Source organism: Actinoplanes sp. CA-030573 (assembly GCF_050951115.1).
GTDB lineage: Bacteria > Actinomycetota > Actinomycetes > Mycobacteriales > Micromonosporaceae > Actinoplanes.
Genome location: NZ_CP192038.1, coordinates 4,365,224 through 4,390,466, shown reverse-complemented (window position 1 = coordinate 4,390,466; position 25,243 = coordinate 4,365,224). Strand labels below are relative to the sequence as shown.

Genomic DNA, 25,243 nt, shown 5'->3' with positions numbered 1-25,243 from the left:
GAACTACCTCCTGCTGCCGGCCGCGGCGCGGGCCGCGGCGATGGTCCGGGTGGTGGAACGGCCGTCCAGGTAGGGCACCACGACGGTCTGGCCGCCCCAGCGCGCGACCAGCTCGGCCTCGGGCAGTTCCGGGCCGCCGTCGGCGTAGTCGCCGCCCTTGACCCAGATGTCGGGCCGCAGCCAGGACAGCACCGCCTCGGGCGTCGGCTCGTCGAAGACGACCACGGCGTCGACGCAGTCGAGGGCGGCGAGCAGCCGGCTGCGGTCGGCCTCGCCGGTGAGCGGCCGGTCCGGTCCCTTGAGACCGCGCACCGAGGCGTCGCTGTTGAGGCAGACCACCAGGCAGTCGCCGAGCTGCCGGGCGGCGCGCAGGGTGGCCAGGTGGCCGGTGTGCAGCAGGTCGAAGCAGCCGCCGGTGGCCACGACCGTCCCGCCCCGGGCGCGGACCGCGGCGATCACCTGTTCGGCACCCTGCGGTGGGGCGAGGGGCACCGGCGGCTCGATGTCCCCGGCGACGTAGGCGGTCGCCGCGGCGACGGCCTCCGTGATCGCCTCGGAGACGAGAGCGCCATCGGCCAGTGCCAGGGCGGCGCTGACGGCGAACCGGTCCCCGGCGCCGCACGTGTCACCGTCCACCTCGGACGGCGCCGGCACGACCAGCGGGGTGGGCCCGGAGTGGCAGAGGACCGCGCCGCCGGGGCCGCAGGTGACCGCGACCGCGCCGGCCCGCCACCGCTGCCGCAGCACGTGTCCCGCGCGCTGGGCGGTGGTCAGCATCGTGCCCTCCCCCGCGTCCCCGGCCAGCGCCTTGACCTCGGCCAGGTTCGGGGTGACCAGACGGCAGTCGCGGATCGGGGCCGGGCCGCGCGGGTGCGGGTCCCAGACCACGGGGACGCCGCTCGCCTCGAGGGCGGCCCGCACGTCCGGGTGCCGGGCGACGCCGCGCCCGTAGTCGCTGACCAGGATCGCCTTGGCGCCGCGCAGCAGCTCGGGGACACCGGCCGGCATGTCGCCCGGCGGGTGCGGGTCGCCGCCCCGGTCCAGCCGCAGCAGCACCTGGCCGCGGGCGCGCAGCCGCATCTTCTCGGGGGTGGCGCCCGCCATCGGCAGGGCGTGCACCTCGACGCCGGCCGCGGCCAGCATCTCGCACAGCCGGCGACCGGCGGCGTCGTCGGCGATCGCGGTGACCAGGGCGACGTCGTGCCCGTCCCGGGCGGCCAGCATCGCGGCCAGCCCGGCGCCGCCGGGACGCTCCTCGACGTGCTCCTCGTCGAGCACCGGCGCCGGGGCGTCCGGCGCGATCCGGCGTACGGCGCCGTCGACGTCCCGGTCGAGCAGCGTGTCGCCCACCACCACCAGCTTGTTCATCCTCGTCCTCCCCTCGTCCGGCGTGTCGCCCAGCAGCGCCAGGTCGACGTGCTCACACATGACATGGACGGCGACCAGGTGCAGCTCCTGCACGACCTGGCTGCTGCCGGACGGGCAGCGCAGCACCTCGTCGCAGGCGTCGCCGACCGGGCTCGGGCCGGGCCCGGTCATCGCCCAGGTGCGCAGCCCGGCCTCGCGGGCCGCGCGCACGGCGGCGACCAGGTTGGCGCTGCGCCCGCTGGTGGTCAGCACGAGCAGGATGTCGCCCGGGCGGCCGTGTGCGCGTACCTGCCGGGCGAAGACCTCCTCGAAGCCGTAGTCGTTGCCGATCGCGGTCAGCGCCGAGGTGTCGGCGGTCAGCGCGACCGCCGACAGCGGGACCCGGTCCTCGCGCAGCTTGCCGACCAGCTCGGCCGCCAGGTGCTGGGCCTCGGCCGCGCTGCCGCCGTTGCCGGCCACCAGCAGCCGGCCGCCCGCCCCGAGGTGGGCCGCGAGCTCGGCGCCCCACCCGGCCAGGCGGGCGGCGGTCGAGCGGTAGTCGTCGATGGCGGCGGCGAGCGTGGTGAGGTGCTCGTCGAGCGGATCCATCAGGCGGCCACCTCACTGCCCCGGCGGGCGTCGACGAGCTCCTGGTAGGTGCTGGTGAGCCGGTCGGCGACCCGCGGCCACGCGTAGGAGCGGGCGGCCCGGTCGACGGCGGCCGCGCCGTAGGAGATCCGCCGGTTGTCGTCGGACAGCAGCCGCCGCAGGGTCAGGGCGAGCGTGCCCGGGTCGCGGGGCGGCACCAGGTCGCCGGTGACGCCGTCGACCACGGTGTCGACCAGGCCGCCGACCGCGGACGCCACCACCGGCACACCGCAGGCCATGGCCTCGAGCGCGGTCAGGCCGAACGGCTCGTACCAGGGCGTGGCGGCCAGCACGTCGGCGGAGCGGTACCAGGCCGGCATCTCGTGCGCGGCCACGCCGCCGACGAGCCGGACCCGGTCGGCGACCCGGCACCGGTCGGCGACCGCGAGCAGCCGCCGGGCGTACGGGTCGCCGGCGAGCTCGCCGGCCGGGGGCCCGCCCACCACCACGAGCTCGGCCCGCGGCACCTTGCGCAGCGCCTGGATCAGGTCCTCGACGCCCTTGCGCTCGACCAGCCGGGCCACGGTCAGGATGCGGGGCCGGTCGCCGCGCGGCGCCACCGGCCCGTCCGGGTTGAAGCGGTCGGCATTGACACCGGACGGGATGAGCACCATCCGCGACCGGGGCGCGCCGATCCGCACCAGCTCGGCGATCTCGTCGTTGCACTGCACGACGATCTGGTCGACGGCGCGGCCGAGGGCCCGCTCGTAGCCGATCCGCTGCGGCGGGCTGGTGTCGGCGCTGCCCTGGTGGCGGCGCTTGACCGAGCCGAGCGCGTGGTACGTCTGCACGACCGGCACGTCCCAGGCCCGGGCCGCGGTCACGGTCGCCAGCCCGCTCATCCAGAAGTGCGCGTGCGCCACGTCGGGCCGGTGGTCGGCCCAGTCCTCGGCCATCCACGCCGCGAAGGCGCCCATGTGCGGCAGCAGCTCGTCCTTGGGCAGCGGCTCGGCCGGCCCGGCGGGCACGTGCACGACATCCACGCGCGCGCCGACCGGGACCACGTCGGGCAGATCCGGTCCGTCGCGCCGGGTGTAGATACGCAGGTCGTGCCCGTCCGCGGCGAGCGCCGCGGACAGCTCGGCGACGTGTGCGTTCTGCCCGCCCGCGTCCACCCCGCCGAGCGCGGCCAGCGGGCTGGCGTGCTCCGAGATCATCGCGATGCGCATGTTTCCTCCTCCAGCAGGCGGTCCCAGTCCGCGAGGAACCGGTCCAGGCCGTAACGGGTCAGGGCCGTCTGCCGGGCGCGTTCGCCCAGGCGGCGGCAGGCGTCGGGATCGTCGAGCAGCCACCGGGTGGCGTCGACCAGCGCACCGACATCGGTGGAGAGCACACCGGCGTCGGGGGGAACGGCCTCGACCGCCTCGGTGGTGGCCAGGCCCAGCACCGGCATGCCCATCTGCATCGCCTCGATCAGGCTCAGCCCGAGCGAGGTCCAGCGGCACAGGTGCAGGTAGATGCGGCGTTGCGCGACCAGCCGGTGCATCCGGTCCTGGGGCGGGTCGTCGTGGGCGGTGACGCGGTCGCCGGCTAGCGGCGCCACGCCCATGCCGAAGACGTCGAGCGGGGCGACGGCGGCGAACCGGTCGTACAGGTCGGTGCCGGTGACGCGGCCCCGGCGTACCGGCTCGTTGGTGACGATCGCGAGCCGGTCCAGCTCGCCGGTCCAGCGCACGGCCGGCTCGACGATGCCGTGCTCGATGACGGTGGTACGGGTGCCGCCGGTGTCCCAGAACAGGTCGTTGAAGTGGGTCACGTGGGCGACGATCAGGTCGTCCCGGTCGGCCATCGGGTGCCGCGAGTTCGGCACGTCGCCCTTGGGCGTGTTGTGCTCCACGTAGATCACCGGTACGCCCCGCGGCACGAGCTCGAGCTCACCGGGGCGCTGCACGATCGCCACGTCGGCGTCCCGGATGTCGTCGAGCGGCAGCTCCTCGACGGTGGGCGGCCAGTCGAAGGTGCGGGCCCGGCCCCGGCCCCACTCGTCGCGGGCGGCGTTCACCGGGATCAGGTAGCGGTGCTTGCCCTGGACGAACGACGTCGTCCAGGAGCCGTGCACGTGCCAGAGCAGGATGTTCACGCGGCCACCTCACTCGCGATCGCGGACCGGGCGCCGAGGGTGCGCACCGCGGCGACCACCTCGGCCGGGTCGATGGTGGACAGACAGGGATGGCCGGGCACCGGGCAGACGGTGGCCCGGGTGTCGCGGCAGAGAGCGTCGGGGGAGCCGAGGCGGACGGCCGGCACCCGGTAGGGCCCCCACCGCAGGTAGGGCACGGTCGGCGCGAAGAGGCTCACCACCGGGGTGCCGACGGCTGCGGCCAGGTGCGCCGGACCGGTGTTGCCGGCGACCAGGCAGGCGGCCCCGGCCAGCAGCCCGGCGAGATCGGCGAGGGACGGCGGCGCGGTCCAGGCGGCGGCCGACCCGGCCACTTCGGCGGCCCGCGACCGCTCCCCCGGCCCGGCGGTGACCAGCACCTCGTGCCCGGCGTCGGCGAGAGCGGCGACGATGCGGCGCAGGGTGCCGGGCGGGCAGGCGCGGGCCTCGGCGGCGGCGCCGGCGTGCACCAGCACCTGACCGCGGTCGCCGGTCCAGCGACTGCCGGTGGCGATGCGCAGCCGGCCGTCGTCATCCTCGGGCAGGACGAACCCGGCGGCCGCGGCGACGCTGCGGGCCCGTTCGGGCTCGGGCAGGTCATCCGGTACGCGATGCCGCACGTCCAGCAGCGAGCCCGGGTAGTCCTCGCTGATCGCCGTGATCCGGCCGACCCCGGCGATCCGCAGCAGCAGGGCGAGCGGCAGCGCCGACTGGTGGAACGACGTGAAGACCACCGCCTCGGCCGCGTGCAGGCCGCGCAGGCGCCCGACCAGCGCGGCGACGTCGGCGGGATCGACCGGCCCCGGCTCCGGGTCGATCCAGGGCAGCCGCCATTCCACGATCTCGTCGACGCCGGGCAGCAGCTCGGCCGCCGCCCGCCCGCGGGGGCCGCAAAGAAGCACCACGCGGTCGGCGCCGGCCGCCACGGCCCGGATGGCGGGACCGGTGACCAGCACGTCCCCGGCCGAGTCGGACCGCACGACCAGCACCGTGCCGTGGCCCCGGCCGTGGGCGGGCCCGCCGGCCCGCTCCGGCGCGGACCCGCCGCCATCGGCGGCGCGCGAGGAGGCGACCGGCGCGGACCCGCCGCCCTCATCGGCGCGCGAGAAGGCGACCGGCGCGGACCCGACGCCCTCATCGGCGCGCGAGGGGGCGATCAGCGCGGGCGGCGGGAGCGGGCCGACCAGCTGCTCGCGGCGGAGGATGCGGTCGGCGGCGGTGGCGAGGTCGGCGGCCACCTTGGGGGCGGCGGCGATCTCGGTCGAGCGGGTGACCGGGGTCGGCACCAGCACGCCGGCGGCGCCCGCGGCCAGGGCCGCGGCCATGTCGCGGCCGATGTCGCCGACCACCACGCAGCGGTGCGCGGGGACGCCCAGCGCGTCGGCGGCGGCGGTGACCAGGCCGGGCTCGGGCTTGCGGCAGGCGCAGCCGGCGTCGTCGTCGTGGGGGCAGATCTGCCAGGTGTCGAACGGGCCGAGCAGCTCGTCGATGCGGCGGTTGACCGCGTCCATCTGGTCGCGGGTGAACCGGCCGCGGGCCAGGCCGGACTGGTTGGTGACCACGCCCAGGCGCAGGCCCGCCGCGCGCAGCCGGTCGAGGGCGGCGCGGGCGCCGGGCATCGGGACGACCTTGTCCGGGTCGCCGTTGTAGGGGACGTCGGCGACCAGCGTGCCGTCCCGGTCGAACAGGACCGCGTCGAAGAGACGGCTCACCGCAGGGCCTCCGCGCGGAACGGCGCCGGGGCCACGGGCACCGCGCCGCGCCAGCGCCACCAGCCGCGCAGCCAGTGCGCGACGGCGACGGGCGGGATGGCGACGCTGGTGGCGAGCATGACGGCCACCTCGCGGGGGTCGCGGGGGCCGGGCGCGATGCGGGCCGCGGCGAACTCGGCGGTGCCGGCCGTCCAGACCGCACCGGCCAGCGCCCCGGCGATCCACGCGCCGCGCCGGACGACGGAATCCGCCCGTCGCCGGTGGACAGCGCGCCGAAGTTGTCGTACCCGGGCCGTAGAGTCACCCCACCCAGTGAACGGGGTGGGGTGAGCAGACGCGGGATCGAGGGTGGATCTCCGTCCGGTCAGGAGTGCGGCGAGGGTGCAGGTCGCGGCGGTGACGGCGGCGGCGGTGATGGCGGCGTGGCGGCGACGGCGGCCGGGCGGGACGCCGAGGTGGTCGCGCCACTCGGGGCCGTAGAGGTGGCGGAGCAGGGCGTCGTCGGCGTTGCCGCGCTGGGTGCGCACGCTCACCCACGGGCCCTCCGGTCGTACGGGATGGGTGACGCTGCGGTGGCCGCGGTGCAGGGACCAGCCCGCCCGCCGTACGCGGAAAGCCAGCTCCGCGTCCTCCCGGAAGGCGCGCGGCAACCGCTCGTCGAAACCGCCGCAGCGGGCCAGCGCCGCGCGGCGGTAGGCCATGTCGGCGGTGATCCAAACGCCCGCGGCGAGGCCGGCCGTGACCCGCTCCCAGTCGGTCGGGCGGCGGTCGGCCGGCAGCGGCACCCGCAGCGTGCCCTGCACGCCCCCGCAGTCGTCGGGCGCCGCCGCCAGGTCGGCGGCCAGCGCGTCGAGCCAGCCGGGGTCGGGCAGCACGTCGTCGTCGAGGAAGGCGACCCAGTCGTGCCGTGCCGCCCGCCAGCCGGTGTTGCGGGCCGCGGCCGGGCCCAGACCGCGGCCCTCGAGCACGGTGACCCAGGCCGGCACCGCCAGCGGGACCCGGCGGTCCCGCCGGTCGTCGACCACCAGCACCTCGACATCGCCGCCCAAGCCGCCGCCGCCCACGGCGCCGCCGCCCACGGCGCCGCCGCCCACGGCGCCGCTGCCCACGGCGCCGCCGCTCAGAGCGCCGGCGCGCAGCCGGTCGAGCAGGGGCGCCAGGCTGGCCCGGCCGACGGTGGGTATCACCACCGAGACGCTCACGCCGCGAACGCCTTCGTCCGGTGCACCGCGAACGGGCCCATCGCGAGCAGGTCCACCGGCGCCGAGCCGAACAGCTCCATGGCCTCGCGCGGCGTGTCCACCATGGGCCGCCCGGCGGTGTTGAGCGAGGTGTTGACCACCACCGGCAGGCCGGTGAGCCGGTCGAACTCGGCGAGCATCGCGGCCACCAGCGGCTCGGTCTCGGTGTGCACGGTCTGCACCCGGGCGGTGCCGTCGACGTGCGTCACGGCCGGGATCCGGTCCCGCCACTCCGGACGGACACGGTGGACGAACAGCATGTACGGGCTCGGGCACACACCCTCGAAGATCTCGGCGAACCGCTCGGCCCGGACCATGGGCGCGATCGGGCGGAACTGCTCGCGGCCCTTCACGTCGTTCATCCGGCGCTGGGTGTCGGCGTCGCCGGGGTGGGCCAGCAGCGACCGGTGCCCGAGCGCGCGCGGGCCGTACTCGGAGCGGCCCTGGTACCAGGCCACGATTCCGTTGCCGGCCAGCACCCGGGCGGCCTCGGCCGCGATCGACTCGGGCCGGGTGTAGGGCAGCGCCGCCCGCCGCAGCTCGGCCTCGAGCTCCTCGTCGCTCCAGCCCCGGCCGAGCGCGGCCGTGGTGAACTCGACCGGCGCCGAGCCGAGGGCCAGGGCGGCGCCGAGCGCGGTGCCGGAGTCGCCGGCCGCCGGCTGCACCCAGACCCGCTCGAACGGGCCCTCGGCCGCGATGCGGGCGTTGGCGACGCAGTTCAGCGCGGTGCCGCCGGCCATGGTCAGGGTCTTCGGGCCGCCGGCCGCGTCGTACGTCCAGCGGGCCAGGTCGAGCATGACCTCCTCGAGCCGGGTCTGCACGCTGGCGGCCAGGTCGGCGTGGTCGTCGTTGATCTCGCCGTCGGCGTGGCGGGGCTTGGTCAGCGCCGCCCAGTCGATGCGCTCGACGACGAAGCCGCCGTCCCCGGTCGGCCGCACCAGCTCGCGGAACATGTCCAGGAAGCGCGGCTGTCCGTACGAGGCCAGCGCCATCACCTTGTACTCGTCGCTGGAGTGCAGGAAGCCCAGGTGCCGGGTCAGGTCCTCGTAGAGCAGCCCGAGCGAGTGCGGCAGCTCCTGAGTGCGCAATGTGGTCAGCTCGCCGCCGCGGTAGACACCGGCCAGGTGGGAGGCGACCTCGCCCCGGCCGTCCAGCACCAGCACCGCGTTGTCCTCGGGCACCGAGAGCCCGGCCGAGGCGGCGTGCGCGACGTGGTGCGGCACGAACCGCACCCGCTCGGGGTCGAGGCCGGGCAGCGCGGTGGCCAGGAACTGCGGCGCCCGGCGGGCATAGTCGACGCGCATGGCGTCCGACGGGTCGGTCACGCCCATGGTGGCGAGGTCCCGGGTCAGTCCCGGGTCGAACGAGTAGGCGACCGCGTCGATGTCGCCGGGGCCGAGCCCGGCCGAGCGCAGGCACCAGGCCGCCGCCAGCTCCGGCTGCTCCCACGCGGCGAACGGAACCGGCCGCTTGCCGTGCTTGCGCCGGCTGAACCGCTCCTCCTCGGCGGCCGCCACCACGCGACCGTCGACGACCAGCGCCGCGGCCGGGTCGTGAAAGATCGCATTGATTCCCAGAACTCGCATGGGGCTGCGGATACCCCTCGATCGCTGATCTACTCGCATGATCATCGACTTCTCCGAAATGTTTGTTCGCGCTGGTCGCGGGCATTCGGCGGCCATGTACGAGGTCGCACAACTCATCGACGGAACTTGGTCGGCCGCTTCGGCCGGGCGGGATCTGACCGTCCTCAACCCCCGCGACGACCAGCCCGTCACCAGGCTTTCCTTCTCCTCATCCGACGAGGTGGCGGCGGCCGTCCGGGCGGCTCGCGCGGCCGCACCGGACTGGGCCCGGACCGCCCCGGCGGAGCGCGGCGCGGCCCTGCACGCGGCGGCCGGCGCGGTCGACGCGGCCGGCGACGAGCTGGCCGCGATGATGGCCGCCGAGATGGGCAAACCGGTCGCCGAGGCCCGCGACACGATCGCCGCCGGCGTCGGCACCCTGCGTCAGTACGCCGAGCTCGGCCCGGTGCACCGCGGCCGGTCCCTGGCCGGCGGCGCCGACGCCGTCGACCTGATGGCCTACCAGCCGCGCGGCGTGGTCGCCGTGCTGACACCGTGGAACGACCCGGTGGCGGTCGCCTGCGGACTGCTGGGTGCGGCCCTGGTCACCGGCAACACGGTTGTCGCCAAGCCGAGCGAGCGCACCCCGGCCACCGGCGCGCGGCTCGTGGAGCTGGTCGCCCCGCACTTCCCGGACGGCGTGCTCAACCTGGTCAACGGCGACGGCGAGGTCGGCGCCGCGCTGGCCGCCTCCCCGGTCGACGTCGTGGCCCACGTCGGCTCCACCGCCACCGGCCGGGCGATCGCCGCCGCCTGCGCCCGGACCGGCGCGAAGGCGCTGCTGGAGAACGGCGGCAAGGACCCGCTGATCGTGGACGCCGATGTGGACCCCCGGTGGGCCGCCGGGCAGGCCGCGCTCGGCGCGTTCGCGAACTCCGGGCAGATCTGCGTGGCGGTCGAACGCATCTACGTGCACCGGTCGCTGGCCGAGCCGTTCCTCGCGGCGCTGGCGGACGAGGCCGACCAGTGGCAGCCCCGGCTGGGCCCGCTGGTCGACCGGCGGCTGCGGGACGCCGTCGACGACCAGGTCCAGCAGGCGGTGAAGGCCGGCGCCGAGGCGCTGCGAGGCGGCTCGGCTCCGGCCGGGCCGGGCGCCTGGTATCCGCCGACCGTGCTGGCCGGCTGCACCGACGACATGGCGGTGATGCGCGAGGAGACGTTCGGGCCGGTGGCGCCGGTGGCCGCGGTGGACTCGTTCGACGAGGCCCTGGCCCGGGCCGGCGACTCGGCATACGGGCTGGCGGCCACCGTGCTCACCCGGTCGATGAGCCACGCCCAGCGGGCCTGGCGCGAGCTGCCGGCCGGAACCGTCAAGGTCAACGCGGTCTTCGGCGGTGCTCCGGGCGGTGCCGCGCATCCGCGCCGCGGCAGCGGTCAGGGGTACGGCTACGGCCCCGAGCTGCTCGACGAGATGACCACGACCACGGTCGTGCACCTCACGGCGCCCCCGCACGGGTGGTGAAAAGAGACGGGTGGTGAGAAGAGACGGCGTCGCCTGATGACCGGTCAGCGGGACGGCGACGCCTACCGGCCGGTCAGCGGGACGGTAAAGGCTACTGAGCGGCCAGCGGGACGAGCCGGCGTCCGGGCAGCGTCACGCCGCTGACCCGGGCGACGGCGACCGCGCCGGCCACCGCCGCGAGCGTGGTCAGCAGGCCGCACAGCACCAGCGCGCCGCGGGCGCCGAGGGTGTCGGCCAGCCAGCCGACGGCCGGGGCGCCCACGATGCCGGCCAGCGACGAGACGATGCCCATGGTGGCCAGCACCCGGCCGCGCATGTCCTCGCGGGTGTCGAGCTGGATGCGGGTGGAGACGACGGTGTCGAAGACGACCGCGCCGGCCGCGATCGGCAGCAGCAGGGCGGCGAAGCCGGCCACGTTCGGTGCCAGCCCGGAGAGCAGCTGGAGCACGCTGATCGTCAGGCCGCTGGCCAGCAGCACGCGCATGGTCGACCGGCCGCTGCCGGCCAGCAGCACGCCGCCGGCCACCGCGCCGACCGCGAAGACGGTGGAGAGCAGGCCGTAGGCGCCGGAGCCGCCGTGCAGCGGGCCGGCCGTCATCGCGGCCATGCTGACCTGGTAGTTGCGGCCGAGCGAGCCGAGGACGAACGAGAGGGCGAGCACGATGAGCACGACGGGGCTGCTCACCACGTACCGGAGACCGGCCTTGATCCCGCCCTCGCCGGCCGCGGCTCGCGGCAGCACCCGCAGGTCACCCGCCCGCATCGCGGCCAGTGCGGCGATGACCGCGAGGTACGAGACGCCGTTGATCAGAAAGAGCACGGCCGGTCCGGTGATGCCGACCAGCACACCGCCCAGCGCCATGCCGCCGATGCGGCCGGCCGAGCTGAGCACCGAGCCGAGCGCGAGCGCCGAGCCGAGCGACTCGCGAGGCACCAGCGCCGAGCCGAACCGGCCCAGCATCGGACCCTCGAACGAGCTGATCACGCCGGACGCCAGCGCCACCGCGAAGATCAGCACATGGCCGGCGTGCGCGAGCAGGGCGAAGGCGAGCAGCGCCCGCAGCGCCTGGCAGAGGATGAGCGCCGAGCGGGCCGGGAGACGGTCGGCCAGCGCGCCGCCCCAGCTGCCGAGCAGCAGCACCGGCAGCGACTGCAGCATGACCACCGCGCCCATCATGGTGGCCGAGCCGGTGCTGGACAGCATCACCCAGTTGAGGCCGAGCACCTGCATCCACGTCCCGGCCGTCGACACCAGGTCGGCGCCGGCCCAGAGCCGGTAGTTGCGCTCCTTCAGTGGTGCAAACCGCACGGTCCCGAACCCCCATCAGGCAAATGGCGCCGTCTCTCGGCGCCGAGTGCCTGTTCGGGAGGCGCACCGGCCGCGCTTCGCCGGAAGCGGGCCGTACTACCGAACCGCAACCGGACAAGACGCTCATCGTGCGGATGTTTGCGAAAGCGGTACCCCGGGCAAGGCTCTTTGGTTGACACTCGGCAAGAAGCCGCGACGAGGGGGTCTGCGCATGCCGGTCACCGGTGAGTTCGAGCCGCTGGAAGATTTGGACGCCGCGGCCGATGAATACACCCGTGCCTGCGCCGGCGCCGACGATCCGACTCAGCAGCGGCTGCGGGCCGAGTTCGTCGGCGTCGCCCTGCCGTTCGCGCGCCGGCTGGCCCGCCGCTACCGCGGCCGCGGCGAGCCCGCGGAGGACCTGGAGCAGGTGGCACGGCTGGGGCTCGTGAAATCGGTCAACCGGTACGATCCGGAGCGCGGCTCGTTCACCGCCTACGCGATCGTCACGATCACCGGCGAGATCAAGCGCCACTTCCGTAACCATGGCTGGGGCGTGCACGTGCCGCGGCGGCTGCAGGACCTCAGCCTCGAGGTCGGCCAGACCCGGGCCGCGCTCACCGCCGAGTTGTCCCGCCGGGCCACCGACGAGGAGGTGGCCGCCCGGCTCAACATCGCCGTGTCCGACGTGCGGGAGGCCGAGATCTCCGGCGCCGCCTACTCCCCCGGGTCGCTCAACGCCGAGGCCGACGGCTACCACGGCGCCGAGGTGGGTGACCTGCTCGGCTCCGACGATCCCGGGCTCGACCTGGTCGACGACCGGACGAGCGTGGAACGGCTGATCTGCCGGCTGCCGGAGCGGGAGCGCCGGATCCTGGCGCTGCGCTTCTACGGCAACCGCAGCCAGGCCGACATCGCCCGGGAGCTGGGCGTCTCGCAGATGCACGTGTCGCGGCTGCTGGCCCGCGCGCTGACCTGGCTGCGGCAGGCGATGCTCAGCGACAACCCGCCGGTCTGGGCCGGCACCGACGAGACCGACCATCGGCTCACGCTGGCCACCGCCTATCGCGGCGACGTGATCTCGACCCGGGTGACCGGCGAGGTCGACCGGGACAACGCCCGCTACCTGCGCGACGAGCTGATGGCGGCGGTCCGCGACGGCGCCCGGATGCGCAGCCTGCGCGTCGACCTGTCGGGGGTGCCGCTGCTGGACGCGGCCGGCATCGGGGTGCTGGTGGCGGTGCACGAGGCGGCGCGGGTGCGGGGCATCGAGATGCGGGTGACGGGGCTTCAGGCGTACGTCTGCCGGATCGTCACCGCTTCGGGCCTGCAGGACCTGGTCGAGCCGTAAGGATCAGGCCGCCAGCGTGGCCCAGACGACCTTGCCGTCGCGCGAGGGCAGCCATCCCCAGTGGGTGGCGACGCTGTCCACCAGTTTCAGGCCGCGGCCCCGGTCGCCGGCCGTAACCTCCTCGGCCAGCACCGGCTCGACCGGCGAGCCGTCCCGGACGGCGACGTGCATGTACCGCTTCCGCCGGGTGAACTGGACGGTGATCATCGTGCCGGCGTGCTCGATGGCGTTGGTCACCAGCTCGCTGGCCACCAGGCTGGCCGGGCCGATCAGCTCGGGCAGGCCCCAGGTGGCGCAGGCCTCGGTGGCGAGGTTGCGGGCGTGCCGGATGGCGCCCGGGATGGGGAACAGGCTGTCACTGAGCGAGGGCACGACGGCCCGGCCGTCCGCCATCGCGCGCCGGCCCTCCTCGAGGTCGCGGTAGACCGGGAGCTTGCCGTACCGGCCACGCTCGAGCAGCTCCGCGATGTCCGGCGGAGGGGCGCAGACCAGCAACGGGGTGCCCGGCCACTGCGCGGCCTGCCGGGAGACGGCGGTGAACACCGACAGGGCGGTCTCGTCGCAGAGCTCGACCGCCGACAGCTCGACCAGCAGCGCCTCCGGCTGCTCGGCCAGGCACTTCAGCAGGACGGTACGCAGTGCGGGCGTGCCGCGCAGGTCGAGGCGCCCGTACACGGCGACCACGGCGTGCTCATCGTGATCGTTCACCGTCCAGCCCAGCGACCCGGTCATCGGTCACACCTCCGTCCGCTCGGAGGGATGCCCAGCGCTGCCCGGCGCAAACTCCCCCGCTTCCATCGCGATGATGGCGCCGGCCGGCTCCTCCGCCCCGGCGAGCGGACTGCAGGCGACACGTACGGTGATCGCCCGTCCACGCCGGTTGACCGCCTCCAGCTCGAGATCCTCGATGTTCTGGTCGCCGGCCAGCGCCTGCCGCACCAGCGGGCGGAGCCGGTCGACCGGCAGGCCGATGTCGAGGTTGAGCAGGTGCTCGCCGACCGCCTCGGCCGAGCGCAGTCCCCACAGGTTCTCGGCCTCCCGGTTCCACACCTGTACCCGCAGATCGCGATTGACAACCGCGATCCCGGCGCGCAACCCGCCCAGCACCGCGTCGAGGAAGGCGTTCGCCTGGTCCAGCTCCATGCTGCTGCGGTGCAGCTGCTCGTTGATGCTCTGCAGCTCGTCGTTGGTGGACTGGAGCTCCTCGTTCATCGTCTCGAGCTCTTCGTTGGTCGACTGGAGCTCCTCGTTGGTGGTCTCCAGCTCCTCGACCGTGGACTGCAGCTCCTCGTTGGTGGTCTCCAGCTCCTCGTTCGTCGACTGCAGCTCCTCGTACGCCGCCTCCAGCTCGCTGTTGGCATGCTCGAGCTCGGTGCGCAGCTGCCGGGCCGCGGTCGTGTCGTGGAAGATCAGGGTGACCCCGAGCAGGCCGGCCTCCGCGTCGATCAGCGGGCTCACCTGCACGTCCAGGTAGACGGTGTCGCCGGGCGCGCGGGTGTACTCGACGTCGGAGACGCGCAGCGAGCTCTGCTCGGCCTGCGCCTGCTCGATGTGCTTGCGCAGCTCGATCGGCCGGTAGGACAGCTCGAGGTCCTGGAAGCGGCGGCCGACGTCCCGGGCGGCCAGGCCGAACAGGTCGTTCGCCTTACGGTTGCTGAACGCGACCACGCCGTTGGCGGTGACCACGATCTGAGCCAGCGGGTTGGTCAGCAGGGCGGCGTGGCGCAGCTGGTCGAGCCCGGCCAGCTGAGTGCGGCCGGGCATCGCCGGCACGTCGGCCGGGGCCGAGCCGATCAGCGCCGCCGGCCGGGACACCTTGCGGAAGACCCGGCGCTTGAGATCGACCGGCACGAACAGCTGCGAGTGGCTGAGCAGCATCTCGGCCTTGCCGAGGAAGAGCGCGCCGCCGTCGAGCAGGCCGAAGTGGAACCGGCCGAGGATGCGCGCCTGCGTCTCGGCGTTGAAGTACATCAACGTGTTGCGGCAGGTCAGGATGTCGACCCGGGAGATCGGGGCGTCCTGGACGAGGTCGTTGCGGCCGAAGATGACGGTCCGGCGGAGATCCTTGCGGAAGACGTAGCGGTTGCCGTTCGCCTCGAAATACCGGCCCAGCAGCTCCGGGGGGACGCCGGCGATCGCCCGCTGCCCGTAGCTCCCGTGCCGCGCCTCGCCCAGCTGCTCCTCGTCGACATCGGTGGCGTAGATCTTCACCCGTTCGCGATACCGCTCGGGGCCGAGGATCTCGCAGAGCACCATGGCGAGCGTGTAGGCCTCCTCGCCGGACGCGCAGCCGGCGCTCCACACCCGGATCGGCATGTCCGCCGGCTTGGCCGCGAGCAGTGGCTCGATCACCTCGTGCCGCAGGTAGTCCCAGGCCTCGGGGTCGCGGAAGAAGGCCGTGACGTTGATCAGGATGGTGTTGAACAGCGCGGTGAACTCGTCGGGGTGGACCTCGAGATAGTCGTGATAATCCCCGTACGAGTCGATGGCGACCTGAGCCATGCGGCGATCGACCCGGCGCATGAGGCTGGACCTCTTGTAGCCGGTGAAATCGAAGCCGCGAAGCTCCTTCACATGCAGCAGCAGTTCCTCGAACTGACTGTCGACCGCTTCCATGCAGCGCCTTCCCGCGAACCTCGGCTCAAGTTACCGCAAGGCGTCACTTCTCACGTGCGGCGGTGGAGCCGCCGAGCCGGGCGAGCAGATCCCGGATCAGCCGGGCGGCCCCCTCCGCGTCCTCGGCGAGGGCGCCGAACCGGATGGCGTCGCCCGGACTGCGGGTGGCCATCCGGCGGCTGAGCGCGGCCTTCTCCTCGAGGGCGCGCAACGCGGTCCACAGTGCGCCCTCGGTCGCCAGCGCCTGCTCGTCGAGCAGGCTCTCCGGCGACCAGGCGTGGCCGACCCGGCACCGGTAGCGCGGCAGCGGCCAGCTCTCCAGCTCGTAGAGACCGCCGCCGCAGCTCGGGCAGCCGAACACGGGTGGCGTCTCGGTGAGGCGGTCGGTCGTGATCGGTGCGAAGTCGTCGATCGCCACCTCGGCGCCGAGCCGGACGTCCACCGGGGCAGGCTGGTCGGCGACCTCGGTCGCCGTCTGTTCGCCGATCAGCTTGCCGAGGTCGGCGGCGGTCGCGACGTGGGCCGCGCCGACCCGGGCCAGCACGGCCCGCGGCATCGACGGGTTGAGCGCGTCCGCGGGGTCCTGCACCGCGACCACGCCGCCGTGCGCGGCCACCTCCTCCGACCCGACCGCGCCGTCGTCCCGGCTGCCGGAGAGCGTCACGGCGATCACCCGTGCGCCCGCGGCGCGGGCGGCCGATCGGAACAGCGGATCGATCGCCGGGCGGTGCCCGTTCTCGCTCGGGCCACGGCTCAGCCGTACCCGGTGATCGAGAACCAGCAGGTGCTGGTCGGGCGGCGCCACGTAGATGCGGCCCTCGATCAGCGGCTCGCCGTCGAAGGCGGTCCGCGCGATCAGCGGGCCGGAACGGGTCAGGATCTGCGGCAGCGCGCTCGGCGCGGCGGCCGGCATGTGCAGCACGATCAGCACCGACGCGGGCAGATCGGCCGGCAGCCCGGCGGCCATGGCACGAAGCGCCTCGACCCCGCCCGCCGACGCGCCCACCACGACTACGTCGCGATGCGCCATGACTCCCACCTCAGTCCCGAACCGTCCTCATGTCAACCGTGCTCAGGACACGGCTTGCGCCACGGCTCGCATTCCGCGCGGTATGCCCCGTCGCCGGCGTGCTACACCCGCAGATCCGCCCAGGCGACCTCGACGGCGTTGCGCCGCCACACCCGCCGGGCGAGCTTCTCGACCAGCCACGGCCCGCTCGTCCCGGCCCGCTCGTAGCCGAGCAGCCGCCCCGGCGACCGCGGACGATCAGGTCCGCGACCACCCGTTTCTCGTCGTCGGTGATCAGGTCGGCGACCCGGCCGAGCTCGTGGCCGAGCCGTCGCGCACCACCCGGCCGAGGATCTCCCCGGCCCGTCCGCCCGTCTCACGACTCATCGCGCGCCCCCGGAATTCGCCCGATCAGGTGGTCGCGGAGCCAGGTCTCCAGCGGCGGATCGGCCAGCAGCTCGCGCGGTCGACCGAGGCGCCGAGCGGGAAGAAGACCGCGCGTGCCCCTTGCGCACCGGCTACCGCGCGCGGCGGGCGAGGACACCGAGGCCGAGGGCGGCCACCGCGCCGGCGACGCCCAGAACCGTGTGGTTCTGCGACGCCCAGACCTGGACGCTGCGGGACTTGGAACGGTCGTCGAACTCGCCGTGGGCGCCGAAGTCGTGGCCCTGGGCGTCGTCCTCGGGCTCCCAGAGGTTGCCCGGCGCGTGCGGGTCGTGCGGCTGGGCGGTCTGCTGCGAGTCGATGCCGGTACGCGCGAGATAGCGGTCGAGGATGCCCGGCGCGACGGCGTTGGCCAGCAGCGTCCCGGCGGTCGAGGCGCCGACCCAGTACTCCCGGCGGCGGGGGTGGTCGGCCGCGTAGACGATCGCGCCGGCGGCCACCTCGGGCTGGTAGATCGGCGGCACCGGCTGGGCGTGCCGGCGCAGGCGCGAGCGCAGCCAGGTGAACTGCGGCGTGTTCACGGCCGGCAGCTGCACCATCGTGGTGCGCACGCCGCTCTTGGCGTGCAGCAGCTCGCAGCGCAGCGCCTCGTTGAAGCCCTGGATGGCGTGCTTGGCTCCGCAGTAGGCGGTCTGCAGCGGGATGCCCCGGTAGGCCAGCGCGGAGCCGACCTGCACGATGGTGCCCCGGTTCCGCGGCTTCATCCGGGCCAGGGCGGCGTGCGTGCCGTAGACGTAGCCCAGATAGCTGACCTCGGTGACCCGCCGGAACTCCTCCGGCGTGATCTCCTCGAACGGCGCGAAGACCGACGAGAACGCCACGTTGACCCAGGTGTCGATCGGGCCGAGCTCGCTCTCGGCCTTGGCGGCGGCCGCGTCGACGGCGTGGAAGTCGGCCACGTCGACCGGCAGCGGCAGCGCCGTGCCGCCCGCACGCCGGATCTCCTCCGCCGCCGCCTCCAGCCCCTTCTCGCCCCGGGCGAGCAGCGCGACCTTCTCGCCGCGGGCCCCGAACCGGCGGGCCACCGCCCGTCCGACACCGCCGCTAGCCCCGGTGACCACCACGGACATGTCTTTCCTCCCTCATCGGCGCGATGCGGGAGCTTTACCCCACCTGCCGGCTCCCCGAACGTCCGGCGGCGAGCCACGCGAGGTCGTCCACTTCCGGGGCTCCGGCGCGCGTACCCATTGTCGGTGTTTCCAAACCCCGTCGGAATTCGCACGTTTCGGTGGGGGGTGATCATGGAATGCGGCCGTCATGGACAACGAGGCCGAGAGGCGTTACGCCGAGTTCACCGGCGCCCGGAACGCGATCTTCACCTCGGGTGGCGCCGGCGTCGCCCTGCACGGGGCGCTCGTCGCGCTTCTCGAGCCGGGCCGGAAGGTGCTGTCCGACCGGCACGTCCACCGGGACGTGGTGGCCTCGATGATCACCGCCGGCGCCGAGCCGGTCTGGCTGCCCTCCTGCTGGGACGACGAGCGGCAGATCCCGTGCCCGGCCCCGGTCCGGGAGATCGAGAGCGCCCTCGACCGGGACCCGCAGATCCGGGCGGTGCTGGTCGTCACCCCGACCGAGCACGGCATCTGCGCCGACCTCGAGCGGCTGGCCGCGGCCTGCCACCGCCGCGACGTCCCGCTGCTGGTCGACGAGGAGCGCGGCGGCCACTTCGCGTTCCACCCGGGCCTGCCGACCGCGGCGATCGAGGCCGGCGCCGACATCGTCGTGCACCACCCGCTCGCGAACGGCGAGACCCGCCCGTCGGTGGTGCTCAGCGGCGGCGGCCTCGTCGACGCGGACCTGCTCCGGGTCAGCCTCGACGCGCACACCGGCGCCGAGTGGCCGGCGCTCGACGCGTACCGGGAAACCATGTCCCGCCACGGCTGCCGCCTGCTCGACGCCGCGCTGGACCGGGCCGAGCGGATCCGCGAGCGGCTGGCCGGCGTCTCCGGGCTGACCCTGCTCGACCAGTCGATCATCAAGTGCGACGGCGTGGCCGAGTGGGACCCGCTCACCCTCACCATCGACGTGTCCGACCTCGGCATCACCGGCTGGCAGGCGCGCGACTGCCTGCGCGACGACGCCTGGCGCGCCGACGGCCGGCGGGTGGTGCGCTCGCTGGCCGGCGCCGACGATGCGGTCGAGACGCGGGTGGTCGACGGCTTGCGGTCGCTGGCCGCCGCCCCGCCGCGGCCGGACCGGACGGCGGTCGCGCCGCCGCCCGGCCCGCAGCGGATGATGTCGCCGCGGGCGGCGTACCTGGCCGACAGCGAGCCGGTCGCGGACCCGGCCGGCCGGATCAGCGCCGACGCGTTCGGGCCGGTGATCATGCCGGGCGAGTGCTTCAGCGCGGAGGTGGTGCGGTACCTGCGCGCCGCGTCCCCGGTGCCGTCCTTCCGGGTGGTCCGCGCCTGAGGGAACCGCCACCGGGGTCTTGTCGTCTACCTGCCATGAGCCTCGATCGCGTCACCCGCCGGAGGCCGCTCGTGGTCGCGCTGACCGGCGTCCTGGTCCTGCTCGCGGCGTGCTCGGCTCCGGCCGCCGCGCCGCCCCCGGGATTCACCGGTTACCGGTGGGCCGTGTCGTCGATCAGCCACGACGGCACGACCACCCCGATCCCGCGCAGCTACGCGGTCTCGCTGCGGTTCACCCCCGACGGGCACTTCGGCGCCGACGAGCCGGTGAACTACCACAGCGGCGGCTACCGGGTGACGGCGGACGGCTTCGTCGCCCACGGCCTGATCAGCACCGACGCCGGATACGCCGGCGACGACCCGGTCGTGCTGCTCGCCATCGCCGCGATCGACGCGATCGGCGACGACGTGCCGGTGCCGGCCACTGTCAGCGGCGACACCCTGACGGTCACGGCCGGGGCGTACACGCTGGTGGCCGAGCGGGACGGCAGGCAGGCCGCCTTCTAGTCGCGCAGCGACGAGTGGCCGGCCGCCCAGGCGTTCAGGACCTCCCCCGCCCAGCGGTTGTCGAGCGCGAGGGCGCAGCGCGCGCCGTAGAGCACCTGGCCGGCCAGCTCCGGCTGGGAGCGGGCGAACGTCCCGCACAGGTCGTGCGCGGCGATCTGCTCGTGCACGGCGTCGGCCTCGACGTGCTCGTCGTAGAACGCCGTCGCGTCCGGGTCGCCGCCGAGCCGGCGCAGCCCGTTCGCGTACGCCCGGTTCGGCAGTGACGACGTCATCTCGTACGCGGCCAGATGCCCCAGCAGCGCGCCGCGGTTGGCCCGGTGCAGCCCGAACAGCGACATCAGGTTGTTCACGGCCAGCGTCGCGGCCGGCACCGACTCGACGTACGCGCCGTAGGTCAGGTCGAGGCCGAACCAGGACATGGTCTTCTTGAACAGCTCCTGGTGCATCCGGTCGGTGACCCCGCCGCCGTACTCGTCGAGCTGCACCTCGATCAGCGCCGCCTTGGCCCGCCCGCTCAGCCGGGGTATCGCCCACGTGTGCGGGTCGGCCTCGCGCAGCTGGTAGATCGAGCGGTGCGTGACGAACTCGCGGAACTGCTCGTGGGTGGCCCGGCCGCGCAGGTACTTCGACAGCGGCGGGCCGTCGTCGGTGGCGACGATCTCCATCAGGCCGGACGGCACCGACTCCGGGTCCACCGGCTCCGGCGGGCCGGCCAGCGACCGTACGCCCGCCTCGAATCGCCGCTCCAGCTCGGCGCGCACCCGCAGCAGATCCAGATCCCATTCCCAGGCGTCGTCGACGCCGTCCCAGGACCGGTACGCCAGCTCGTAGCAGACGAACAGCGACAGCTGGAGGTCCTCGTCGTCGTCCGGCTCGGCTGTCGGCGGCAGGGTGGCCGCCGTCCCGTTGAGCGCGTCGATCACCGCGGCCGACAGGGTGCCCCTCGGGGCGGGAAGTTTCATGAGGCGGCGAATTCCCGCACCGTGATCGGCTAAACGGCGGGTTTGGCGACGCGCGGAGCGGGGATCATCGGCGGCATGTCGGCGATCATCACACCGTACGAGGACGGGCCGCTCATCGTGCGCGGCAACTTCGAGCTGCGGACCCCCGACGGTGAGCCGATCGAGGCGGGCCGGGACACGATCGCCCTGTGCCGCTGCGGCCGGTCCGCGATCAAGCCGTTCTGCGACGGCACCCACAAGACCTTCCGGTTCCGCGCCGGGACCGGCCGCGACAGCGAGCCGCCGCGCTGAGGGCGGATCGACCAGGCTCACTCGGCAAGCCCGGGTTTGGTACTGTCCCCACCTACTCACGGTGACGGACGGGGCGGTGGGCGATGGCGGAGTTCTTCCAGGTCGAGCTGGACACGCTCGGGCAGTACGTCACCACCCTCCAGCAGGCCCAGCAGCACCTCGCCGACCTGCCGCGACTCCTGTCCGGCAACGACACGCAGATCGGCAACGGCAAGCTCAACGACGCCGCCGCGGAGTTCCAGCACAGCTGGGAGTACGGGGCGAAGCAGCTGGGTGAGCTGGTCGGCGAGACGACCGGCGCGGTCCGGGACGTGCGGCAGGCGTACACCGGGACGGATACCGCCATTTCCGACGCGGTGAAGACGCTCGGGCAGCCGCTGGCGATCATCAACCAGGCCGGCGCCCAGCTCAACCACGCCGGCTGACCCCAGGAGCGCGACCATGGCACCCCCCGACCCGATCCGCCCCGGCTCGGCCCTCGCGACCGACGCCGGCCTGGCCGCCCAGCTCGCCGCCGCTCTGCCCGCCCTGGAGTCGGCGGCCGCGTCCGGCGGCAAGCGGGAGAAGGAGGCGCTGGACAACGCGCGGGACACCTGGTCGCTGCTGGCCGCGCTGCCCTGGCAGCGGCTCAACTACCGGTGGGGCCGCTGGCAGTCGGAGGCGAACCCGTGGAAGGGCGTGCTGACCTTCGACGCCTGGGAGTCGTACCGCTGGACGCGTAACCACGAGACGTTCCAGCTGTTCGACCCGCACAGCGGGCAGCGGCTGGGTGAGCTGTACTCGCAGGAGAAGCTCGGCAAGATGGTCGGCAAGCCGTACGACGGGCCGGAGACGCTGGTGCAGCCGGGCGGCGCGGTCGAGTTCGCCGGCAACCCGGCGACGATCGGCGTCTACCGGCTGCCCGGCGCCGGGGCCGAGATCCGGTTCAGCTGGAACCCGTGGCTCAACCACCTCGCTCTGCGGGACGGCATCGCGGCGCTGCGCTCGGGTGCGGCCGGCCAGCTGCCCCCGCCGTACCAGTTCGTCGACTGGGACCTGCTCGACAAGTACCGCCGCTGGTACACCGAGCAGCCGGACAAGCCGAGCGGCAAGGCGCCGTGGGCGGCCGAGGCGCGGCTCTACCGGCCGGGCGGACCGGCGCGTTTCGGAAGGTCCCGCTAGGCCGGGGGAAGGGACACATCATGGGGGCTACCGCGACGTACCCGAACCTGGGTTTTGATCCCTGCCCGGGGAACGTCGACAGCGTCTCGGCGCTGCAGCAGAAGATCAACACGGCCGCGACCTCGATGCAGCAGGCCAACGATCTGATGAACCGGCTGCGCAACGACCAGTCGGCGGTGTGGCAGGGCGAGGCCGGCGACGCGTTCCGGCAGCACCTGAACTCGACGCTGATCGAGGACCTGGGCAAGGCCAACCAGTCGCTCAACCAGGCGATGTCCACGCTGCGCGGCTGGGGCGGCTCGCTCACCGGCTACCAGCAGCGGGCGGCCGCGCTCGAGCAGGAGGCGGCCCAGGCCGTCCAGGAGCTGAACGCGGCGCGGGAGCGGCAGCAGCAGGCCGCCGGGAACCCCGACCTCCAGCTCGCCGGGCAGTACTTCGCCACCGACGAGGAGCTGCAGGGCGCCCAGCGGCGGCTGGACAGCGCGGCCCTGGCCCTGCGCAACGCCACCGAAGGGCTCAACGCCGCCGAGGACCGGCTGGAGGCCGTCCGCAAGAAGGCCCGCGACCTGCACGACGAGTGGGACGAGGCGGCGAGCCGGGCGGCCGAGGCGCTCAAGGACGCGGCCAAGTTCGCCCCGCACAAGCCGGGCCTGCTCAGCCGGCTCGGCCAGGGCATCGCGCACGCCGTCGACGCGGTCGGCGACTGGGTCATGGACCACCTCGACGACATCCACGCGGTGCTCAGCACGATCTCGGCCATCTCCGGCCTGATCGCGCTCTGCACGCCGCCGCCGATCGACGCGATCGCGCTCGGCGTCTCGCTGGTGGCCGGGGCCGGCGCGCTGGTCACCACGCTCGCCGACCCGAAGGTGCGCAAGGATCTCGGCGAGGTGCTGCACGGCGACTTCTCCGGCAACTGGGGCTCGGTGCTGCAGCTCGGCGGCGACGTGATCGGCCTGGTGCCGGGCGTCGGCGTCGCCACCAAGTCGATCAAGGCGGGCAGCGAGCTGTTCGCCGAGGGGGCCCGCGGCTTCCCGACGATCGTCGAGATCGGCAGCGCGGTCGCCCACGACCCCGGGTTCGTGATGAAGCAGGTCGCCAAGATCCCGAAGGTCGGCGACGTGCTCGAGGCGGCACGCATTCTCGAGCCGGGTGCCCAGCGCATCGAGGGCGCGGTCGCCGACGGGGCCAACTTCGTCAACAAGACGATCGGCTCGGCCAAGAAGACGATCAAAACGGTGTGGGGGGAGGTGACCGGTGACGGAGACGACTGACGCGGCGGCCCCGGTCTGGCTGTCGATTCCCGAGGGGTACGCCGAACTGCCGCTCGAGAACATCCCGGAGACCATCGAGACGACCAGCAAGCTCGTCGACGAGCTGGGACCGCCCGAGCAGCGCCGGGCCGCGACCTTCGTGCTGCGCTCGCTGAACGCGTTCCTGACCGCGCTGGCCGAACGCAACGCGATCTACTGCGGGCTCGGCCGGCACCAGTCGGCGCTGAACGGCCAGGTGATCACGTCCACCCTCGTCGTGACCGTGCTCGACTTCCCCGGCGAGCGCAACCCGCGGCTGGTGCTGCGCGACCTGCTGGTCGGCAAGGCCGAGGCGGCCGAGCAGGGTCAGGCCGACATCCTCGACCTGCCCCACGGGCCGGCCGCGTTCTTCGAGCACACGCTGCTGCTGCCGGCTCCCCCGATCCCCGGGCAGCACGTGCTGGCCGAGGGCGCCGAGGCGCCGGTGTGGCAGCTGGAGGCGTTCGTCCCGTCGCCGGCCGGCGACCGGCTGGTCACCTTCGAGCTGTCCACCCCGTTCGCCGCTCACGGCCCGCAGTACCGGGCCATGGTGGTCGCGATGGCCGGCCGGCTCTCGTTCGAACCGCCGGCCGACGCCGACCCGCTCGCGGCCCTGCTCGGCTGACGCCTCACACCGGGCGGGACAGCTTCGTGATGATCCGGTCGATCTCGGCCAGGGCGTAGGCGGCCAGCTCCTTCTGCGCCACCTTGGCGTCGTCGTCGGTCTCCTCGAGGTCGCCGAGGACCACGATGTTCTCGTCGTTCAGCGTGTTGGCCGGGTCGGTGTAGTTGAAGCTGCCGGCGATCACCAGCTGCTGGTCGACGACCATCAGCTTGTGGTGCACCTTGCGCACGCCGGTGCCGGGCGCGTTCTCGTACAGCTCGGCGCCGGCCGCCTTGAGCGGCTGGGTCGCCGCCCATTTCTGGCTGCCCTGGCCACGGTCGAGCACGCCGCGGACCGGGATGCCGGAGCGCAGCAGGACGGCCATGGTGTCGTCGATGCCGGAGGACTGCGCGAAGGTGAACATCGCGAAGTCGATCCGCTCGCGCGCCTTGAGCATCTGCTTCATGATCTCCATCTCCGGGCCCTGCTCCGGCGCGAAGATCGGCTTGACCCGGATCTTGCCGAGGCGGAACTCGGCCGGCCGCGGCTCGCGGCGCTCGTGCAGGTCGCCGAAGGTGCCGCTGCGCAGCCGGTCGAACTCGCCCTTGTAGAGATCGACGGCCTCCTGCCCGTGCAGGATCACGACGTGGTTGAGGTTGTTGCCCGGCTTGCCCGGCTGGTCGGCCGGGTTGGTGCCGGTGTCGGTGAGCGTGAAGTTGGCCGACCCGGTCAGCACGGCGGCGGTCGGCTTGCCCGGGTCCCGGACGATGAACTTCTGGTGGAAGATCGCCGGGTTGAGGTCGGTCACCAGATTGACGCCGGCCCGCAGCAGCGCGCCGTGGATCACCCGGTTGCCCTCGTTGGCGCCGGCCAGGCTCCACGGGTCGCTGATCGGCGGCTCCTCGACCAGGTAGTCGCCCTCGAGGATGAGCTGGACGCGCACCTTGCGGGCCTTGGCCGCCAGGATCGCCTCGGCGACGGCCCGCGAGTCCAGCTCCTGCACGGCGATCAGCAGCGAGCTGGTCGCCCCGCCGATGAAGTCGCGGATCACCAGGTCGAGATCGTCCGGCGCGCCGAGAACCGGCGGTCCGGCGTAGAACTGCACGCTTCCCAAGTCGACACCCATGGCTTCAGTGTGCGGCCGGCCGGCGTCGCCGCGGTGTCACCCAGCCGA

At 74.0% G+C, this 25,243-nt stretch carries 22 protein-coding genes and 1 pseudogene; 9 read left to right on the top strand and 14 right to left on the bottom strand.

Annotation, left to right across the window (positions count from 1 at the left end; all coding sequences use genetic code 11):
* Positions 1 to 3 precede the first annotated feature (3 nt).
* From ACQP2F_RS20415 to ACQP2F_RS20385, 7 genes and pseudogenes are all read right to left on the bottom strand, one after another.
* Positions 4 to 1,356: a PfkB family carbohydrate kinase gene (locus tag ACQP2F_RS20415; protein WP_433307575.1), complete on the bottom strand. Its 1,353-nt coding sequence runs from the start codon at positions 1,354 to 1,356 to the stop codon at positions 4 to 6.
* A gap of 45 nt (positions 1,357 to 1,401) precedes the next feature.
* Positions 1,402 to 1,956, bottom strand: a pseudogene (locus tag ACQP2F_RS20410) (D-sedoheptulose-7-phosphate isomerase); the annotation flags it as partial.
* On the bottom strand, positions 1,956 to 3,164 hold the full coding sequence (locus tag ACQP2F_RS20405; RefSeq protein WP_433306299.1) for a glycosyltransferase: 1,209 nt from the start codon (positions 3,162 to 3,164) through the stop codon (positions 1,956 to 1,958). The gene ACQP2F_RS20405 and the pseudogene ACQP2F_RS20410, both read right to left, overlap by 1 nt.
* Positions 3,149 to 4,075, bottom strand: coding sequence for a glycosyltransferase (locus ACQP2F_RS20400; protein ID WP_433306297.1), 927 nt, complete (start codon positions 4,073 to 4,075; stop codon positions 3,149 to 3,151). The genes ACQP2F_RS20405 and ACQP2F_RS20400 overlap by 16 nt, the downstream gene beginning before the upstream one ends.
* Positions 4,072 to 5,805 (bottom strand): HAD-IIIA family hydrolase, encoded by a 1,734-nt coding sequence (locus ACQP2F_RS20395; RefSeq protein ID WP_433306295.1) that lies wholly within the window; start codon positions 5,803 to 5,805, stop codon positions 4,072 to 4,074. Before ACQP2F_RS20395 ends, ACQP2F_RS20400 begins: the two co-directional genes overlap by 4 nt.
* Positions 5,802 to 7,007: a glycosyltransferase family 2 protein gene (locus ACQP2F_RS20390; protein WP_433306293.1), complete on the bottom strand. Its 1,206-nt coding sequence runs from the start codon at positions 7,005 to 7,007 to the stop codon at positions 5,802 to 5,804. The genes ACQP2F_RS20395 and ACQP2F_RS20390 overlap by 4 nt, the downstream gene beginning before the upstream one ends.
* Positions 7,004 to 8,632 (bottom strand): carbamoyltransferase family protein, encoded by a 1,629-nt coding sequence (locus ACQP2F_RS20385; protein WP_433306291.1) that lies wholly within the window; start codon positions 8,630 to 8,632, stop codon positions 7,004 to 7,006. The genes ACQP2F_RS20390 and ACQP2F_RS20385 overlap by 4 nt, the downstream gene beginning before the upstream one ends.
* Before the next feature lie 94 nt (positions 8,633 to 8,726).
* On the opposite strand from ACQP2F_RS20385, the gene ACQP2F_RS20380 reads away from it, so the two are divergent.
* Positions 8,727 to 10,133 carry an aldehyde dehydrogenase family protein gene (locus ACQP2F_RS20380; RefSeq protein WP_433306289.1) on the top strand — a complete coding sequence of 469 codons (1,407 nt, stop codon included), beginning with the start codon at positions 8,727 to 8,729 and terminating at the stop codon, positions 10,131 to 10,133.
* A 91-nt stretch (positions 10,134 to 10,224) separates the two neighbouring features.
* On the opposite strand, the gene ACQP2F_RS20375 is transcribed toward ACQP2F_RS20380, so the two are convergent.
* Positions 10,225 to 11,442, bottom strand: coding sequence for an MFS transporter (locus ACQP2F_RS20375; protein ID WP_433306287.1), 1,218 nt, complete (start codon positions 11,440 to 11,442; stop codon positions 10,225 to 10,227).
* A gap of 211 nt (positions 11,443 to 11,653) precedes the next feature.
* On the opposite strand from ACQP2F_RS20375, the gene ACQP2F_RS20370 reads away from it, so the two are divergent.
* Positions 11,654 to 12,772 (top strand): sigma-70 family RNA polymerase sigma factor, encoded by a 1,119-nt coding sequence (locus tag ACQP2F_RS20370; protein ID WP_433306284.1) that lies wholly within the window; start codon positions 11,654 to 11,656, stop codon positions 12,770 to 12,772.
* A gap of 3 nt (positions 12,773 to 12,775) precedes the next feature.
* Here the strand turns inward: ACQP2F_RS20370 and ACQP2F_RS20365 are convergent, their stop codons facing one another.
* The 4 genes from ACQP2F_RS20365 to ACQP2F_RS20350 form a co-directional block, all read right to left on the bottom strand.
* Positions 12,776 to 13,504, bottom strand: coding sequence for an ATP-binding protein (locus ACQP2F_RS20365; RefSeq protein ID WP_433306282.1), 729 nt, complete (start codon positions 13,502 to 13,504; stop codon positions 12,776 to 12,778).
* 3 nt (positions 13,505 to 13,507) lie between these two features.
* Positions 13,508 to 15,388, bottom strand: a complete 1,881-nt coding sequence (locus ACQP2F_RS20360; protein ID WP_433306280.1) for a CheR family methyltransferase — start codon at positions 15,386 to 15,388, stop codon at positions 13,508 to 13,510.
* Positions 15,389 to 15,431: 43 nt separating this feature from the next.
* Positions 15,432 to 16,418: a chemotaxis protein CheB gene (locus tag ACQP2F_RS20355; RefSeq protein WP_433306278.1), complete on the bottom strand. Its 987-nt coding sequence runs from the start codon at positions 16,416 to 16,418 to the stop codon at positions 15,432 to 15,434.
* A 497-nt stretch (positions 16,419 to 16,915) separates the two neighbouring features.
* Positions 16,916 to 17,911: an SDR family oxidoreductase gene (locus ACQP2F_RS20350; protein WP_433306276.1), complete on the bottom strand. Its 996-nt coding sequence runs from the start codon at positions 17,909 to 17,911 to the stop codon at positions 16,916 to 16,918.
* 187 nt (positions 17,912 to 18,098) lie between these two features.
* On the opposite strand from ACQP2F_RS20350, the gene ACQP2F_RS20345 reads away from it, so the two are divergent.
* Entirely contained in the window at positions 18,099 to 19,253 is a 1,155-nt protein-coding gene (locus ACQP2F_RS20345; protein ID WP_433306274.1) for an aminotransferase class I/II-fold pyridoxal phosphate-dependent enzyme, read from the top strand.
* 35 nt (positions 19,254 to 19,288) lie between these two features.
* Positions 19,289 to 19,759, top strand: a complete 471-nt coding sequence (locus ACQP2F_RS20340) for a hypothetical protein (RefSeq protein WP_433306272.1) — start codon at positions 19,289 to 19,291, stop codon at positions 19,757 to 19,759.
* On the opposite strand, the gene ACQP2F_RS20335 is transcribed toward ACQP2F_RS20340, so the two are convergent.
* A complete protein-coding gene (locus ACQP2F_RS20335; RefSeq protein ID WP_433306270.1) occupies positions 19,756 to 20,721 on the bottom strand; it encodes an iron-containing redox enzyme family protein in 966 nt (321 codons plus the stop codon). The two genes, ACQP2F_RS20340 and ACQP2F_RS20335, sit on opposite strands and share 4 nt — an antisense overlap.
* 75 nt (positions 20,722 to 20,796) lie before the next feature.
* On the opposite strand from ACQP2F_RS20335, the gene ACQP2F_RS20330 reads away from it, so the two are divergent.
* From ACQP2F_RS20330 to ACQP2F_RS20310, 5 genes are all read left to right on the top strand, one after another.
* On the top strand, positions 20,797 to 21,012 hold the full coding sequence (locus ACQP2F_RS20330; RefSeq protein WP_433306268.1) for a CDGSH iron-sulfur domain-containing protein: 216 nt from the start codon (positions 20,797 to 20,799) through the stop codon (positions 21,010 to 21,012).
* 83 nt (positions 21,013 to 21,095) lie between these two features.
* On the top strand, positions 21,096 to 21,437 hold the full coding sequence (locus tag ACQP2F_RS20325) for a hypothetical protein (protein ID WP_433306266.1): 342 nt from the start codon (positions 21,096 to 21,098) through the stop codon (positions 21,435 to 21,437).
* A 16-nt stretch (positions 21,438 to 21,453) separates the two neighbouring features.
* Positions 21,454 to 22,173, top strand: coding sequence for a hypothetical protein (locus tag ACQP2F_RS20320; RefSeq protein WP_433306264.1), 720 nt, complete (start codon positions 21,454 to 21,456; stop codon positions 22,171 to 22,173).
* Between the two features lie 20 nt (positions 22,174 to 22,193).
* A complete protein-coding gene (locus ACQP2F_RS20315) occupies positions 22,194 to 23,447 on the top strand; it encodes a putative T7SS-secreted protein (RefSeq protein ID WP_433306262.1) in 1,254 nt (417 codons plus the stop codon).
* Positions 23,431 to 24,090 (top strand): hypothetical protein, encoded by a 660-nt coding sequence (locus tag ACQP2F_RS20310; RefSeq protein WP_433306260.1) that lies wholly within the window; start codon positions 23,431 to 23,433, stop codon positions 24,088 to 24,090. Before ACQP2F_RS20315 ends, ACQP2F_RS20310 begins: the two co-directional genes overlap by 17 nt.
* A 4-nt stretch (positions 24,091 to 24,094) precedes the next feature.
* Here the strand turns inward: ACQP2F_RS20310 and ACQP2F_RS20305 are convergent, their stop codons facing one another.
* Positions 24,095 to 25,195 (bottom strand): phospholipase D-like domain-containing protein, encoded by a 1,101-nt coding sequence (locus tag ACQP2F_RS20305; protein ID WP_433306258.1) that lies wholly within the window; start codon positions 25,193 to 25,195, stop codon positions 24,095 to 24,097.
* Positions 25,196 to 25,243 lie beyond the last annotated feature (48 nt).

What these genes read in the sequence shown, in the direction of transcription:
- ACQP2F_RS20405 (WP_433306299.1), bottom strand. Translation starts at nt 3,164, where the DNA reads ATGCGCATCGCGATGATCTCGGAGCACGCCAGCCCGCTGGCCGCGCTC.
- ACQP2F_RS20385 (WP_433306291.1), bottom strand. Translation starts at nt 8,632, where the DNA reads ATGCGAGTTCTGGGAATCAATGCGATCTTTCACGACCCGGCCGCGGCG.
- ACQP2F_RS20380 (WP_433306289.1), top strand. Translation starts at nt 8,727, where the DNA reads ATGTACGAGGTCGCACAACTCATCGACGGAACTTGGTCGGCCGCTTCG.
- ACQP2F_RS20370 (WP_433306284.1), top strand. Translation starts at nt 11,654, where the DNA reads ATGCCGGTCACCGGTGAGTTCGAGCCGCTGGAAGATTTGGACGCCGCG.
- ACQP2F_RS20365 (WP_433306282.1), bottom strand. Translation starts at nt 13,504, where the DNA reads ATGACCGGGTCGCTGGGCTGGACGGTGAACGATCACGATGAGCACGCC.
- ACQP2F_RS20360 (WP_433306280.1), bottom strand. Translation starts at nt 15,388, where the DNA reads ATGGAAGCGGTCGACAGTCAGTTCGAGGAACTGCTGCTGCATGTGAAG.
- ACQP2F_RS20355 (WP_433306278.1), bottom strand. Translation starts at nt 16,418, where the DNA reads ATGGCGCATCGCGACGTAGTCGTGGTGGGCGCGTCGGCGGGCGGGGTC.
- ACQP2F_RS20350 (WP_433306276.1), bottom strand. Translation starts at nt 17,911, where the DNA reads ATGTCCGTGGTGGTCACCGGGGCTAGCGGCGGTGTCGGACGGGCGGTG.
- ACQP2F_RS20345 (WP_433306274.1), top strand. Translation starts at nt 18,099, where the DNA reads ATGGACAACGAGGCCGAGAGGCGTTACGCCGAGTTCACCGGCGCCCGG.
- ACQP2F_RS20340 (WP_433306272.1), top strand. Translation starts at nt 19,289, where the DNA reads ATGAGCCTCGATCGCGTCACCCGCCGGAGGCCGCTCGTGGTCGCGCTG.
- ACQP2F_RS20335 (WP_433306270.1), bottom strand. Translation starts at nt 20,721, where the DNA reads ATGAAACTTCCCGCCCCGAGGGGCACCCTGTCGGCCGCGGTGATCGAC.
- ACQP2F_RS20330 (WP_433306268.1), top strand. Translation starts at nt 20,797, where the DNA reads ATGTCGGCGATCATCACACCGTACGAGGACGGGCCGCTCATCGTGCGC.
- ACQP2F_RS20325 (WP_433306266.1), top strand. Translation starts at nt 21,096, where the DNA reads ATGGCGGAGTTCTTCCAGGTCGAGCTGGACACGCTCGGGCAGTACGTC.
- ACQP2F_RS20320 (WP_433306264.1), top strand. Translation starts at nt 21,454, where the DNA reads ATGGCACCCCCCGACCCGATCCGCCCCGGCTCGGCCCTCGCGACCGAC.
- ACQP2F_RS20315 (WP_433306262.1), top strand. Translation starts at nt 22,194, where the DNA reads ATGGGGGCTACCGCGACGTACCCGAACCTGGGTTTTGATCCCTGCCCG.
- ACQP2F_RS20305 (WP_433306258.1), bottom strand. Translation starts at nt 25,195, where the DNA reads ATGGGTGTCGACTTGGGAAGCGTGCAGTTCTACGCCGGACCGCCGGTT.